We start from the raw sequence: 14,040 nt of genomic DNA, 5'->3' as shown, positions 1-14,040 counted from the left end.
CTCTCATCCATCAAGGACTCGCCTCACTTTCTCCATGTGAAGTGCTCGTACACACCCGACCAATACATTCCAAAACCGATGGCAAACAACAATTCCTCAACAGGCATAAATCCCAAACTCCAGCCGGAAAGTGCTGCTAAATTCCAAACACGATCGATATAACCCGGCGCACTCCATTCCAGCCCGGCAAGAAAAACAGCGTAATAGATCAGAAATAGCAGTCCGCCAATCCAGCTCTTTCGCTTTAAGTCAGGGCGGCACAGCACATTGGCCACAGCGCCAATAAACAATGATGCGATAGATGGATAAATTGGATTCCACGGCAGCAGGTAGAGAAATGGAAATGCAACAAACGGAGCGGCAATCGCCTTGTAGTGGTGTTTGTGTAACGGGCTACTTTTCTCAGCATGGGGCACTTCCTGAGGCACCTGACGTGTAATCAAGTTATATGCCACGGAAGCTATACCGCCGATACCAAAGCAAAAGATCAAACTCTCGATATCAAAACCAGTGGTTTCAGCAAGATCAAGAAGACTGGGAGGCATCCAGTATTCGGGTACGAACAAGGGTTCCGTCAGCCCGAATGGCGTAGTGAAGAGGCTAGCCCACAACATTGCCCTCCGATGCTTCGGAAATAGTAGATACACAGCAAGCCAAGGCACCAAGAAGGCACTTGACCATACCAACCATACATACTGGTCAGAAGTAAGGTGAAATGCCGTCACAGGCCAGTTCTCACTGGAAGCACATGGCAAAAGCTTGACCAACACTCAAGTTGGTCCTTCCATTGCCCATGCAACACAATAGGAGCCATTTTTATTTAATCTGCATCCGGGACATACACCATAAGGAAGTCCTTCCATTTTTTCAGCGGTGGAAAAAAAGCTGGAGTTTTTTCAACGTATAATCTGTAGTCGCCGCCAAACTCCTTCAGAGCCTTTCTCTCTTCAAACCGGGCTAGGCGCGTATAGGCGAACAACAGCAATGGGGCCATCAGCACCGTAATCAAGGTGGGCCACTGGATAAGGAAACCGATAATAACCAGAAATAAGCCTGTATACTGCGGGTGGCGTGCATATGCATAAATGCCATTAGTAACCAGTTTGCCACGCGATGCATGAATCTGGGTCCACCCCTTGGATAGCAGCGTGTATCCCACTAACATAAATGCCAAGCTCAAGCCCATTACTATAGCCCATGCAAAGTTTGATCCACCGAATACCACAACCCATAAATGACCTAGTTTATGACTGAAGGGATTTAAGGCTGGGTAAACCTCTCCAAGCCATGAGGTAAGCATAAATATGGTCAGTGGAAATCCATACATCTCGGCGAACAATGCAACAAGAAAAGCTGTGACAACGCCCATACTACGCCATTCATCACTACCTCTCGGCTTTAGAAAACTGAGTATAAAGAACATGAAAATACCGACATTAAATAATGCCACGATCCACATCCCGTAAGCGTATTCTTCACCACCGTGCATAAATCACCTCCGCTTTTTCTGACTGAGACATTTTGAATTTCTCATCCTCTCTCATTTGAACTCCTTGTTATAATTACATTGATTCAGTTAACTCAAATTCATTTAACAATCTACAATTTCGCATTCCTAAGCCTGAGGGCATTGGTAATCACAGATACTGAAGAGAAACTCATTGCTGCTGCTGCAATAATCGGCGACAAGAGCAAGCCAAATAACGGATAAAGAACCCCAGCAGCTACTGGCACACCTGCCGAGTTGTAGATAAAGGCGAAAAACAAGTTCTGGCGAATGTTTTTCATCGTGGCGCGGGATAGCCTGCGAGCGCGCACAATGCCGGTCAGGTCGCCTTTCACTAGCGTTACACCTGCTGATTCCATCGCCACATCGGTACCTGTTCCCATGGCAATACCAACATGAGCCTGGGCCAGTGCCGGTGCATCATTGATACCATCACCAGCCATTGCCACGATTTTCCCTTCACCCTGCAGCTTTTTGACCACAGCAGCTTTCTGATCGGGCAACACATCTGCTTCAAAGCGGTCAATGCCAAGTTTTTCGGCTACGGCGGCTGCTGTATTGTGATTATCACCGGTTAGCATCACTACTTCTATACCTTCATCATGAAGTTCTTTTATCGCATCGGGAGTGGATACCTTGATGGGATCAGATACACCAACCATCCCTGCCAGTTTCCCATCTGCAGCCAGATACATCACCGTTTCGCCTCCCCGCTGATGCTCTTCAACGGTAATAGCCACATCAGTGACATCGATGTTGTTCTCCTGCATCAGTTTCGCATTACCCAGCAATACGGTGTGCCCGCCCACGCTAGCGGACACGCCTTTACCTGTGATTGCTGTAAACCCTTCGACTGATTGAGGTTCCAGTCCCTTTTCAGTTGCACCGGCTACAATGGCTTCGGCCAGAGGATGTTCGCTGGCTCGTTCAATACTGGCTGCCAAGACCATAACTTCGTCTTCAGTCATGTTTCCGACGGCTTGAACAGTCGTTAAGGTAGGCTTGCCTTCAGTCAATGTTCCAGTTTTATCCACAACGACTGTATTTACCTTTTCCATGATTTCCAATGCCTCGGCATTTTTGATCAATACGCCGGCTGTGGCCCCTCGACCAGTACCAACCATGATAGAGATCGGTGTCGCCAAACCCAGCGCACAAGGACAGGCAATAATCAGAATAGCCACTGCATTAACAACTGCATGTGCTAAACGCGGCTCAGGACCAACTGTTGCCCAAACGATAAAGGCTATAATCGCAATCAGTACCACGACCGGCACAAAGTATCCGGCAACGGTATCAGCCATCTTCTGGATCGGAGCGCGAGAGCGTTGGGCTTCAGCCACCATGTTTACGATCTGCGAGAGCAATGTATCCGCCCCCACCTTCTCAGCTCGCATCAACAGAGAACCATTTCCATTCACTGTAGCACCGATTAATTTTTCTCCAGCGCTTTTTTCGATGGGGATGGGTTCACCCGTAACCATTGATTCATCGACATTACTTTCGCCTTCGGTCACAACACCATCCACAGGCACCTTCTCTCCGGGGCGGATGCGCAGCACATCACCCGGCAGCACATCCTCTAAAGGCACATCAGCTTCAGTTCCATCTTCAGCTACTCGGCGGGCTGTTTTCGGAGACATCCCTAATAGAAGTTTGATTGCTTCATTAGTACGAGAACGGGCGCGCAGTTCCAGAACTTGCCCCAACAAAACCAGCGCAGTGATCACAGCTGCGGCCTCGAAATAAACATCTACGAAACCACCTTCCATCTGCATCACCGGTGGGAAAATATCCGGCATCAACAGCGCAACTACACTGTAAATCCATGCCACACCAACACCGAGGCCAATCAGCGTGAACATATTCAGGTTCCAGGTTTTCAGAGACAGAGCAAAACGTTCGAAAAATGGCCAGCCTCCCCACAGCACTACAGGAGAGGCCAGGGCAAATTCAATCCATTGAACTGCACCCATACCAAGCCCATCAGGTAACCAGCCCGGTGCCAGATCAGCGACCATGGCCAGTACGAAGACCGGCGCGGCCAGTACTGCACTAACCTTGAATCGACGGGACATGTCATCGAGTTCTGCATGATCCTCTTCGGCAGACACGGTGCGCGGCTCCAGTGCCATGCCACATTTTGGACAGGACCCCGGAGCATCACTGACAATCTCCGGATGCATCGGGCACACGTATTCAGTCTTCTCTTTTAATACCGGTGTGGCCATCGATTCCAGTGCCATGCCGCACGACTTGCAGATACCCGGCCCTTTCTGCTCCTGACCCGGGCACATGGGACAGAAATACGTTGCTTCCGGATCTGCTGCTGCAACAGGTTTGGAGGCATGCTCATGTTCACTTGCATGACCTTTGCCATCATACGCTACCGGATCAGTCTCAAATTTGTGCAAACACTTCTCACTGCAGAAACGGTAACTGTTATCGGTATGTTTCGTTCTATGGGGAGATTCAGGTTTAACGTGCATACCGCAAACCGGATCAATGGTGTATTGATCAGGATCTGCCTCAAATTTTTCATGGCAGTGGCTGCTGCAGAAATGCCACTGGTGACCATCATGTTCAGTACTGTGAAGAGAATCCGTTATGACTTCCATTCCGCATACAGGGTCGACATTCATAACTTATCTCCTTGAGCTGCTGTACTTCTTTTTCTCTTTGGTAATATCCGGTTAAATACTGGATCACCAGCCTTCGCATGCATGAGAGCCATGGACACATGACCCACTAGATATAAAAGCAATATCACAGCAACAGATGCATGCACTCCCATCAATGTTTCCGCCATCGCTGATACAGTATTGCCCGGCCCATCCCATAACATCCAAATGACAGTGCCGGAGACAGCCATAGTCGTCATAGTGAGCAGGCCCAACATTTCGAATACAAGAGATAGAGAGTTACCTGGCTCAGGTAAGGGGATTCTTCCCAATAACATCGAGGGAATATTTTTGGCTATTGATAATGCTTCATGCCAATGCCGGGACGAACCGAGGACGGACATCTGGCGCTTTCTAGGGGCACCTCTTAGTACCACTGCCCAAATCAAATTGACCAATACAATCGCTGCAACAACAGTACCACCTGTTCGATGAGCGCTCATAAAGAACTTTCCAAGCTCATTGGCTTCATGCTCAGAGTGGGCCACCTCTGCAGCTACAGCTTCATGATTCATAACAAGTCCGTTGCGACCTGTATCAGCATGATCTGGGTGAGCCATTAATAAGGCACCGATCAGCTGAAACATCACACCCAACACCAGTCCGGCATGCAGCCATCGAGTTACAGGGTGATAGCCCTTATCAGACACGATATGCATCCTGTTAGTCATCTGAGTTACCCCCTATAATCTGGGTAGCATTATTCCCTTCTTGCCATAACTGATAGGTTTCATCTCCCCATAAACTCTGGAACCAGGCAATCACAGCATACTGTTCTGCTTCATTCAGCTTGTTTCCAAAGCCAGGCATCTTGCCATCAAAAAGTGCACCACCCTGCTGCACAACCTGTAACAACAGGGGTAACGAATGGTGCCAAGCATGCCCTGATCCATTCAAAGGTGGCGCTGGATATGAACCATCTTCAAGGCGAACCTTCCAGTTATCAACGGCTCCCTCAGCCTGATCGCCATGGCAAGTCGCGCATTGATTGGAGAATACTTTTGCCCCAATAATCACCTGCTTCTGGGAGTACCAGCGGGTTGCGTTATTATTTTCTTTCTCACAAGCAGCAAGCCCCAGCAAAAGCAGTATGCCTGCAAGAAAAAGCATGAAAGTGACCCAACGAGCATCGAAGCTGAGAAGTGCTGAGCATGCGTCCGTTCGAAGATTATTCAGCAATGGCACCCTCCACTAGTAGCTGGCGTTTCCGGTGACTGGATCTGCTCCAAAAGTTCGGACGGAGCCCGCCTAATTACATCCAGATAAGGTTCTAGCAACTCCTCCGCCTGATTCTTTGCAGCCTTCTGCACTTTGGGCCCATGTTCAGTTTGTGGCCATGGTAGCTCCGGTAGTGATGGTTCCAGCACCACGATCGATGCATCACAACCACAAGGGCAGCGGCGAAAGGTCAGAGGTTGATCCGACAAATACCAAGACCTATTCCGAAATAAAAGAGAATCAATGATTCCGAGAATCGGCCACCCATTACCATTTGAACTGCAGACACCATGGAAGCCTTTTGTGCGTGCCTCGACATGATGAACAACCAGCACATCCAGCTTGTGCCTACAGCAGATGGCATTAGTCGGCCCAAGATCAATCACTCCACCATCGCAATAATATTCGCCATCGATTTCAACAGGCTGATATAGCAAAGGAAGAGAGGCACTGGCCGCAATACCGAGTGCCAAATCACCTTGTGAAAACATTTTCTTACCGGTCGCCAAACTCGTAGCCACCGTATGAAATGGTGTATGGCATTCCTCAAACGTACTGACAGCAATATTTCGGCGGCAGAAATTTAAAGGGGCATCTGTTGTCGCCACACCAGTGAATGTTTTACCACGATGCAACACCAACTCAGATATTGTCCGCATCCATGATCCTGGCTCCCAAAAATCTTTCCAGCGCATATGTTCCAGCGCATCCAACCACTGATTAAGTGGGGTGCCGCTGGCATAGATACCGCCAACAATTGCACCGGCGCTACATCCGGTAAGCGCGGAAATCCGAAGATCTATGCTATCAAGACATTGCAGAAAATCAGTGTGGGCATAGACACTCCGCACGCCGCCTGCACTCAGGACTGCACAGATACGAATCTTGTTACTCACCAGTTATCCCGCTACTTAATCCCGTGCTGACGGTGGTGCCGAAGGTACTTCTCAGGTTCTTTCTCGAATGCCTGCCGGCAAGTACCTGCACAAAAGTAGTTAGTCTTTCCCTGATAAACCAACTCATCTATGGCAGACATACGGCTAACTTCCATACCGCAAACTGGATCATTGAAGTTTCGTTCCTTATGTTGTGTTTTCATCACTGTCTCCTTAGGTGTTTGTTCATGCGTTGTCTTTTGTCCTGTCCTGCCTATGCATCTCCCTTACTATGACAGCAGCATTTTGAATAACGGTTAGCAAACACATTGTATAACGGCACCCAAATCAGGGCGAAATACCATCCATAAGCATAAGCTTCTAGCAGTCCGACCAGATAGCTTTTCCAGCTGATCCATTCAAAGCCCGGCAGCAGTTTCTGCCATGTCTCATACATTGCGTGATCCGGTAATAAAAGATCAAAAGCCACACATAAAGTGAAAGTTGTAGCCAGAAAAATACTGGTCGCGTGCCCGACTGCAGCTAGCGATATTCTACTGTTCATGACTTTCCTCCTGATGTTTGTTGTTATGAATAAACAGTGATGGCTGGGTATCAAACTGATCCAGACACTGGCGTGAACAGAACCTGTATAGATCTCCCTTATACATGACACCATAGCCCTGATTTGGTTGAACATCTTTGCCGCACACTGGGTCCAGAAACATTCCACCACCGTCTTTATTGTCTTCATGCTTATGCGAACCGTGCCCATGGATCATGTGTGCGCCGCACCCATAGCGCATGACCAGATAAAATAGCCCTGCATATATCAGTAATGAGCTTAATCCTTCCAAACCTAATCCTTCCATGATTTACCTCCTATCCTGGGTAACCCCGGAATGAATCCCGGTACTGACTGCGCATAGTCTCGATACGCATCACCAAACAGGCGCAATGATTCCTGCTCCTCTCTGTGTGCCAGGCGCACATACATCCATATTAGAATCGGAAACATCACTAACGTGGGTAGCGTCGGCCACTGCAGCAGAAATCCGGTCATAATGATTATGAATCCAACATATTGCGGGTGCCTGATATATGCATAAATTCCACTACTGGCTACTTGACCAAGTTGCTGAGCCTTATGCAAAACACGCCATGCGACATACAACAGCGCCAAGCCTCCAAAGATCAGAATATTGCTTAGTATATGAAATGGGTCCGAATGCGGATTCGTGTCCCCTCCGAATGCAACCCACCACAAATGCCCGGCATGATGCGAGAAAATATCCACATTGGGGAAGTTGCTGGTTAACCAGCCCGAAAGCAGATAGATCGTTAGTGGGAAGCCATACATTTCTGTGAAAAGAGCAATAACAAAGGCGGAAAACGCGCCGAATGAGCGCCAGTCTCGTTTTGTCTTCGGATGATAAAAACTGAATGCGAATATTAGGATTACTGCTGAATTGATGACCACAAATGACCAAGACCCGTAGTCATAAGAATGGCCGAGGTTTTTCTCACTGCCTTCCAAAAATTCTAATGAGTGACTTTTACTTTCATCAGCGTCGATAAAGTCCAATTCAAATGATGTGTTGATGGCATCGGCTCTGTCGGCTAGCGATATGATCAGGTTGAGGCTGAATTTCCCAGGTTTTGGCAACATGAAAAAGCTGCCATAGGAAGACGTATCCCCAACAGACATAATATCGAGTTCTTTGCTTTCTATCTCAACTGGTCCATTTAGTGATGCAATAATCTCTGCATCTGTGATGCGATTACCGCTGTTTTCATCAAAGAGGGTCACAGCCAAATGAAAGCTTCGCTCATATGGAATAGCACTATGAATATTGGCCAAACTCTGACTCACCAGTTCACCAGGTTGGATGCTGATATAAACATCAACACCATAAACCAACCTGTGTCTCGGAGAATCATTTGCCCATGCCTGCGTCACCGAAAAAAACACAACGAGAGTGATTAGTCGAATAAGGGCGCGAACCATCATAATTACTCTTCCTTAACTCTTTTTGGGCGACCTGTTACAGCAGGCTTTCGGTTGCTCAAGCAAGTTATCTAACTCATTTTCCTCAGTATATCTCATCCAGCCCCGCTTAAATTTGTCTGCCCACCCCTCTCCAAGTTGGACGCCAGCCTGTCTCAAGCCTTCTTCGACCTGTTTAGCGGTACACTGAAATAGATCGTAGGTCAGCATGACCTGTCGCCCTTTAGTATTCACTTCCTTTACACCCATCATTTTGCATAGCTCTTCACGAACAACGCCCAATTGAGATGAGGTAAGAGGACCTACAAGATTAAATTTTCGCCGAATCAATCTTTCATGTGAATGAATCACTTTCTCACCCGTATAGAGTAGCGGGCGCTCAATAAAGTTATCCCGGCACTGGCTGGAGCAAAAAAGATATTCAATACCTGTGTGCTTGAGAGCCCACTTATCTTGCCCCACATTCATGCCACATACCGGGCATGTCTTCACTACCATGCGAACATTCATTTAAACCTAACCTCTTTTATCTATAGTTCTTTCATTAGTCTCTAGGCCTCTGATAGATAAAGTACACTGTATCTGTTCCATTCATTTCTGGTCGCTCAATCATTACTTTTATTCTGTACTTGCCTGGTACAGTCATTCGGAAGAAATTACCATAACTGATAACACCATTTGTTTGCATAATCTCCAGAACCTCGCTCGTTTCGGTTAGTGCGGAAGCTGGGAGGTTCACCCTCACAGTTGCATCTGTAATCCGGCTGCCGGTTTTACTATCAAACAACGCAACTATCACATGGTATTCATGGTAGCCCAAAGCTCTCGGGGCATGCATATTGGAATGGTTTCTAGATATAAGTTGTGAAGGAATCACTCCAAGGTAGACATCCATACCATTGACTCGTTTATGGCGCTCTGAATCAGCGGCCATGGCAAGGTGAGTCGAAATAAACAATACGACGGTAATACCGCCAATTATTATCAAGCCAATGGATATTAGGTTTTTAAACATGGCAACCTCCTGTCTGCTGATTACCTAGTTGAAGGATAAACCTATGTGCTACACACAGGTCAAGCCTCATCAGCAAATTTCTCAATCAAGTTGCAAATAGAGTGACCATCAGGAATTCCATCCTGCATAGCCTCCCATTGTGCTATTGCACTCTCCATGCGTTGCTGCAGTGCGCTCATCTCCTCTAATTTTTGTCGATTATCTTTAACCTTTTGCTGAATGTATGAACGAACAAGAGGACATGGAGACTCCCCCTTGGTGCTGTGTTGAATTATTTGACCAATTTCAGCAAGCGAGAACCCCAATAGTTTTGCCCGCCTGATAAAACGAAGCCTTTGTATGTCTGAAGTGCCAAATAATTTGTACCCAATTGCAGAGCATTGTGTCGGCTGCAATAAACCCTTTCGTGCATAGTAGCGCACAGTTTCAGATGTAACGTTACAGCGTTTTGCCAAATCTCCAACAGTTAACATTATCGACTCTTACAATTTTCAACGTGGGCTATCTCAGAAGACCTCAAGCGTCCTGCGAAAGAAAGTCCAAGGTTCCTCAGTTCTTTAAAAATACGTATTAAACTAAAGCCATGATCTACAATTATTAGAATTTCACCAGACTTAGGGGTGGCTTTTACATTGATTACACCATCAATCACTGAAAGACATTGTTCGGCAACCCCTTGCCACTCGGGGCTATCCATTCCCTTTACAGTCATGACCACCTTTCTCATTTATTCAACCTTCTTAACAACAGTCGCTATTCATCCACCTTTTCTGTCAATAAAGCAGTTTTTTAAAATCGGTATACGATTTTGTAAAAATAAAGTTTCTAGTAGCAATACGACGGACACGGCGGCCATCGATGCCATAAGCAAAGCTACAGCAGGCCCAAACAACCACATAACACTGGCTTCAGCAGCTTCAGGCCCTAACTCAACAGTACGAAAACCCATTAATATCCACGCGGGAGGGTATGCCAGTGCACCAATGCCAAATGTGAAACCGAGCACATATTTCCAACAGTTTTTCAAAGACGTGAATGCAGTGATTAACAACAATACTGCTGCCAGAACACCAATACCCATGAAATGTATATGTCCACGCAGAAGTCGCTGCATAGCATCTTTTGCTAACGAGCCGGAGTGGGAGTGCTGAGCGCCTGCCTCATGACCCGAAGCATCATCATGGCCATCACTAAAATAATCTGGCGTGACTGCCTGATGATGACCGACAGCTGTCCCTGCCGAATGGCTATGGTCCATACTCATGGTTTCCATATCCATTCCTTCCATCAGATGCTTCATTTCAGCCTGTTGTTTTTTTTCTACCTGTGCTTCGAATGCACCATGCAACTGCTCATGATGCGTAGCCATATAAGCTGCCCAAAGTGCTCCGAACAAAAGGGCCAAAACCGCCATAAACAACCCATGCCGTATCGGCTGAATAGTGCCCAAAATGCTTTCGTTCATATTGTCTCCAATTTAAAAACATCATAAAAATGGTTAGCAAGAGACCGGAGTCTGAGGATGACGGCCGGAGAATTTCCGGCCTCTCACTAGGCTTATAGAGCTATATCAATACCTGCAATCGCGGTATTTAGGCTGTTTTGCTGGAAAACCACTGTGTTACCAGCCATTGCACCCATACCCGTCACAAGATTTTTGCTATTGGTATAGCTGAGAAATGCCTGCACATTCTGGGCCACCTGATAAAGACCAAATAAGGTAATATTCTGGGTTGCCTTTGGACGAACCTTTGTATTTCCAAGCATCTGCAGATCAGTGCGACTATAGTCCCACTTTGCACCCAGCATAATGCCGTCCTGAATCAACCATTCACCTGCAACGGTAAATCCGCGCACATCGAGTTTCTGCTTAGTTACCGGGTTGGTATTTTTGCCAAAAGTAAATCCACCATAAAGCTGCAGTGGCTCACCATAATTTAGCGCAAAGTCCACACCATAACGGGTCACATCAGTAAATTGCATGGAGTTTGCTGCACCACCCACACCTGCAGCACCACCCATATTCATATACATTGCGGCTTCACCGCCCATGGCATCGCTAACCCAGTTCTTGGCCTGATACCCATAGACACCAATTACATAATTATCCATGATTTCCTGGGCAATTCTTCCGTAAATTGCCCCAGACTGCTTACCTGCCAAACTGGCATTGATTGCATTGCCCAATCCATCAGCATCGCCGTTTTTGCCATAAGTGAAAGCGGAGAAGTTATACAGTGTACCCACGCCAGAATCACCATTGGTCGTGCCATGGATAGAGATACCATCACCCATCATCAGCATAGAGCCTCCGGCCATTTGCGCAGCATCTATTGAACCAAAACCAAGTGGTCTGCGAGACATCATAGTCATGCCGTATCCCACATTATTCTGCACACGACCAACCCTCACCTTGAATAGATCATCTACGAAGTACACGCCTTCAGCCATCGCAATACCATTCAAATTGGCATCCATCCACCAAGAAAAATTGTCATACGAACCGGATGAAATTAGCCCAAATTCACCAAAACCAACCTTATTGTTGGATGACCATTTACCTGTCGCATCCTGAGTGAGAGAGCCATCAAGCATGCCTATACGGTGTCCGGGCATAACAGGTTGGTCATTTACATCAGCAATGGGTCCGGAACCGCTGTACAATATCTGAGTTCTTACTGTAAACGGAAAGTTCGCAGCAAATACTGCTGCAGGAGAATCATCTGTATCAAAATTCTTACCTCGGTCATCCTGACTATCTAGATCATCCTTGCCTTCGGCAAAGCGGAAGCCGCGCTCCCTGAATGCCACTCCCATTTTGCTCAGCTTGGGAAACATTGTGTGACACGAGTTGCAAGACATGCCGTATTTTCGTGCAAAGACCGGAATTGCATCAGCATCATCAGCCCAGAACGTGAGAGTACCCACAAGACTAAAAGAGCTGACAGCCAAGGCCATCAGTAGTTTTCTCATAAAATCATCCTCCATTAGATTTCCATATCAACCTAGTGTTGATCTGGTTTAAATGAGAGAAAGGTTGTTGCCAATACATCAAAGTAAAATGTATTCACTGAATATTAATATATTTTCTTTATATTTCAGTGAGTTAACAAGAAATCCTTTGGCAACCCTAGGTAATAAGGTTCCCATAATCGAGAATATGCATATCACTCTGTCCCATTTTCGAGAATCGATATTGCATTAGAAATGACAATCCCGCTGATGTAACAATCATACCCTTATGGTTTCATAATTATTTTCATGGTGCTGGTCACTTTGACCTTTCAGATGGCTGGTTTACTTAACCACACACGCACACGCAAAATGGCCATACATTCACCATGCATCAGCAGTACAACTGCAGAAAAGGAGTTAAGAAGAGAGATATGTGTGATCGATTAATCTGAACGGCTTTTGGATATTGAAAAGAGCAACTCAGGAATCTTTCTCAAATCTGTAATAAAACAGAAGCTATCATTCCCATAAGGGTATGATAAAGCAGATAGCCATCCCCTGGGCCAATTTGTACTCGCTCGCGGACGCTCCTCTATCACATGCACAGCAATATCTGCCCGCCTATCCAACAGAGTCTGATCAACATCACTGCCATACAGACTCTTACCACCCCATTCCGGTGGCGGCTCAAAGTAAAATTGATCGCCTTTGGTAGCAACCTTAACCAACTCTATGCTTATATACGGATGCAGTCGTTTGATATCCGAAACAACTTTGTCGGTGTACATAAGAGCCAAAGGCGACCGGTGAGTGGCGATCCGAATATGCTTATTTATCACGATAACATCCAAGCAAAACATAGCCTCAGGTGTTCAAAGGAAATTCGAGGCTTGTGTTGATTTAGTATCACAGCAACACCCCAGTGATCAAAACTCTAATTCCATATTAATTTTCAAGTCACCGTAACCTGGGCCTGCATTAACATCCATCAACCAGCCGGCTTCCAGTTCAACATGCTCCAGAGGTTCAAATGAAACCACCGGGCCTATCAGATGGCTTTGACTAGCCAGTGGAAGAAACTGGTCAAAAGGGCCTGCCGAACCGTATGCCTCTAAAGCCAAGTCAATACCTGACACTTTCACTCTGGATCGCCACGCATAACTGAAGTTGGCCGATGGAGCAGTCGATGCAAGAACCTGTTTCAATGTCAGATTAAGCGTATGTTTCCAGTCGCTAAGTTCCGTTTCAACGAGCAGTTTACCTTCAACTGCATCGGCTGCTCTTGTGGAGGGGGCAGCCCAAATATATTCGCCATACACTCCCCAGCGAACAGGCAGCCCAGACAATTCAGGAAGAACAAACATGTTCTCCCATTTCGTAGCCGTGTAATCATAGCTCGACCTGTTAGCAGGCTTTTCATATACAGCGTATACACCGGTTTTCCACCAATCGAAAAAAGCGTACTCCAATTCAAACTGTTGGCGAACTTTCCCATCCCTGGCCGGGTCAGGATCAAAATAAACATCGGTCTGTGTCTCTAATGCCATCTCACCTTGCTCTGCATGCGGTGAATACACTTTTTTAGCCCACGAAATCTGAGGATAAAGAACAAGGCTGCTCAACATCAGCATGCTCATTATATAACTGCGCATAGATTCTCCTATTGAACACCATTCGCAGCTTTTGTGCCAAAACATAGGATATGAAAAGGCAATATATAGCAACGTATTTACAGTACTCCACTACCAGAGATGAGAATTTATCATAGCCTGATTCCCACT

18 protein-coding genes are annotated in these 14,040 nt (G+C 46.5%); all 18 read right to left on the bottom strand.

Annotation, left to right across the window (positions count from 1 at the left end):
• Positions 1–23: 23 nt before the first annotated feature.
• Positions 24–614: a lycopene cyclase domain-containing protein gene (locus tag MMIC_RS08060; protein ID WP_171966483.1), complete on the bottom strand. Its 591-nt coding sequence runs from the start codon at positions 612–614 to the stop codon at positions 24–26.
• Positions 615–820: 206 nt separating this feature from the next.
• Positions 821–1,489, bottom strand: a complete 669-nt coding sequence (locus tag MMIC_RS08055) for a methyltransferase family protein (protein WP_072659951.1) — start codon at positions 1,487–1,489, stop codon at positions 821–823.
• Between the two features lie 110 nt (positions 1,490–1,599).
• Entirely contained in the window at positions 1,600–4,149 is a 2,550-nt protein-coding gene (locus MMIC_RS08050) for a heavy metal translocating P-type ATPase (protein ID WP_072659950.1), read from the bottom strand.
• Complete coding sequence (locus tag MMIC_RS08045) at positions 4,146–4,847, bottom strand: cytochrome b/b6 domain-containing protein (RefSeq protein ID WP_227819429.1); 702 nt, start codon at positions 4,845–4,847, stop codon at positions 4,146–4,148. Before MMIC_RS08045 ends, MMIC_RS08050 begins: the two co-directional genes overlap by 4 nt.
• Positions 4,848–4,851: 4 nt before the next feature.
• Positions 4,852–5,298: a c-type cytochrome gene (locus MMIC_RS08040; RefSeq protein WP_072659985.1), complete on the bottom strand. Its 447-nt coding sequence runs from the start codon at positions 5,296–5,298 to the stop codon at positions 4,852–4,854.
• A 62-nt stretch (positions 5,299–5,360) separates the two neighbouring features.
• Entirely contained in the window at positions 5,361–6,302 is a 942-nt protein-coding gene (locus MMIC_RS08035) for a patatin-like phospholipase family protein (RefSeq protein WP_072659948.1), read from the bottom strand.
• 11 nt (positions 6,303–6,313) lie between these two features.
• The gene (locus MMIC_RS08030; protein ID WP_072659947.1) at positions 6,314–6,505 is read right to left on the bottom strand and encodes a YHS domain-containing protein; all 192 of its coding nucleotides are present in this window, start codon (positions 6,503–6,505) and stop codon (positions 6,314–6,316) included.
• Between the two features lie 50 nt (positions 6,506–6,555).
• Positions 6,556–6,846 (bottom strand): DUF5676 family membrane protein, encoded by a 291-nt coding sequence (locus MMIC_RS08025; RefSeq protein WP_072659946.1) that lies wholly within the window; start codon positions 6,844–6,846, stop codon positions 6,556–6,558.
• On the bottom strand, positions 6,836–7,153 hold the full coding sequence (locus MMIC_RS08020) for a YHS domain-containing protein (protein ID WP_227819423.1): 318 nt from the start codon (positions 7,151–7,153) through the stop codon (positions 6,836–6,838). Before MMIC_RS08020 ends, MMIC_RS08025 begins: the two co-directional genes overlap by 11 nt.
• Entirely contained in the window at positions 7,141–7,818 is a 678-nt protein-coding gene (locus MMIC_RS12975) for a methyltransferase family protein (RefSeq protein WP_072659983.1), read from the bottom strand. Before MMIC_RS12975 ends, MMIC_RS08020 begins: the two co-directional genes overlap by 13 nt.
• A 486-nt stretch (positions 7,819–8,304) precedes the next feature.
• The gene (locus MMIC_RS08010) at positions 8,305–8,757 is read right to left on the bottom strand and encodes a hypothetical protein (protein WP_171966482.1); all 453 of its coding nucleotides are present in this window, start codon (positions 8,755–8,757) and stop codon (positions 8,305–8,307) included.
• 76 nt (positions 8,758–8,833) lie between these two features.
• On the bottom strand, positions 8,834–9,304 hold the full coding sequence (locus MMIC_RS08005; protein WP_072659944.1) for a thioredoxin domain-containing protein: 471 nt from the start codon (positions 9,302–9,304) through the stop codon (positions 8,834–8,836).
• 59 nt (positions 9,305–9,363) lie between these two features.
• Positions 9,364–9,777, bottom strand: a complete 414-nt coding sequence (locus MMIC_RS08000) for a MerR family transcriptional regulator (RefSeq protein ID WP_072659943.1) — start codon at positions 9,775–9,777, stop codon at positions 9,364–9,366.
• The gene (locus MMIC_RS07995) at positions 9,777–10,031 is read right to left on the bottom strand and encodes a hypothetical protein (RefSeq protein WP_143144916.1); all 255 of its coding nucleotides are present in this window, start codon (positions 10,029–10,031) and stop codon (positions 9,777–9,779) included. Before MMIC_RS07995 ends, MMIC_RS08000 begins: the two co-directional genes overlap by 1 nt.
• A 30-nt stretch (positions 10,032–10,061) precedes the next feature.
• Positions 10,062–10,769 (bottom strand): hypothetical protein, encoded by a 708-nt coding sequence (locus MMIC_RS07990; protein ID WP_072659941.1) that lies wholly within the window; start codon positions 10,767–10,769, stop codon positions 10,062–10,064.
• A 92-nt stretch (positions 10,770–10,861) separates the two neighbouring features.
• Entirely contained in the window at positions 10,862–12,277 is a 1,416-nt protein-coding gene (locus MMIC_RS12810) for a hypothetical protein (protein WP_227819421.1), read from the bottom strand.
• A gap of 425 nt (positions 12,278–12,702) precedes the next feature.
• Complete coding sequence (locus MMIC_RS07980) at positions 12,703–13,098, bottom strand: hypothetical protein (protein ID WP_171966481.1); 396 nt, start codon at positions 13,096–13,098, stop codon at positions 12,703–12,705.
• Between the two features lie 87 nt (positions 13,099–13,185).
• Entirely contained in the window at positions 13,186–13,911 is a 726-nt protein-coding gene (locus tag MMIC_RS07975; protein ID WP_072659939.1) for a hypothetical protein, read from the bottom strand.
• Between the last annotated feature and the right edge of the window lie 129 nt (positions 13,912–14,040).

It is taken from the genome of Mariprofundus micogutta (assembly GCF_001895085.1).
Taxonomy (GTDB): Bacteria; Pseudomonadota; Zetaproteobacteria; order Mariprofundales; family Mariprofundaceae; genus Mariprofundus; species Mariprofundus micogutta.
The sequence above is the reverse complement of the archived record's forward strand: the minus strand, read 5'-3'. Positions and strand labels throughout refer to the sequence as shown.

Excerpts from the sequence above, each read along its gene's own strand:
- MMIC_RS08060 (WP_171966483.1), bottom strand. The coding sequence starts at position 614 with ATGTTGTGGGCTAGCCTCTTCACTACGCCATTCGGGCTGACGGAACCC.
- MMIC_RS08055 (WP_072659951.1), bottom strand. The coding sequence starts at position 1,489 with ATGCACGGTGGTGAAGAATACGCTTACGGGATGTGGATCGTGGCATTA.
- MMIC_RS08050 (WP_072659950.1), bottom strand. The coding sequence starts at position 4,149 with ATGAATGTCGACCCTGTATGCGGAATGGAAGTCATAACGGATTCTCTT.
- MMIC_RS08045 (WP_227819429.1), bottom strand. The coding sequence starts at position 4,847 with ATGCATATCGTGTCTGATAAGGGCTATCACCCTGTAACTCGATGGCTG.
- MMIC_RS08040 (WP_072659985.1), bottom strand. The coding sequence starts at position 5,298 with ATGCTTTTTCTTGCAGGCATACTGCTTTTGCTGGGGCTTGCTGCTTGT.
- MMIC_RS08030 (WP_072659947.1), bottom strand. The coding sequence starts at position 6,505 with ATGAAAACACAACATAAGGAACGAAACTTCAATGATCCAGTTTGCGGT.
- MMIC_RS08025 (WP_072659946.1), bottom strand. The coding sequence starts at position 6,846 with ATGAACAGTAGAATATCGCTAGCTGCAGTCGGGCACGCGACCAGTATT.
- MMIC_RS08020 (WP_227819423.1), bottom strand. The coding sequence starts at position 7,153 with ATGGAAGGATTAGGTTTGGAAGGATTAAGCTCATTACTGATATATGCA.
- MMIC_RS08010 (WP_171966482.1), bottom strand. The coding sequence starts at position 8,757 with ATGAATGTGGGGCAAGATAAGTGGGCTCTCAAGCACACAGGTATTGAA.
- MMIC_RS08005 (WP_072659944.1), bottom strand. The coding sequence starts at position 9,304 with ATGTTTAAAAACCTAATATCCATTGGCTTGATAATAATTGGCGGTATT.
- MMIC_RS08000 (WP_072659943.1), bottom strand. The coding sequence starts at position 9,777 with ATGTTAACTGTTGGAGATTTGGCAAAACGCTGTAACGTTACATCTGAA.
- MMIC_RS07995 (WP_143144916.1), bottom strand. The coding sequence starts at position 10,031 with ATGAGAAAGGTGGTCATGACTGTAAAGGGAATGGATAGCCCCGAGTGG.
- MMIC_RS07990 (WP_072659941.1), bottom strand. The coding sequence starts at position 10,769 with ATGAACGAAAGCATTTTGGGCACTATTCAGCCGATACGGCATGGGTTG.
- MMIC_RS12810 (WP_227819421.1), bottom strand. The coding sequence starts at position 12,277 with ATGAGAAAACTACTGATGGCCTTGGCTGTCAGCTCTTTTAGTCTTGTG.
- MMIC_RS07975 (WP_072659939.1), bottom strand. The coding sequence starts at position 13,911 with ATGCGCAGTTATATAATGAGCATGCTGATGTTGAGCAGCCTTGTTCTT.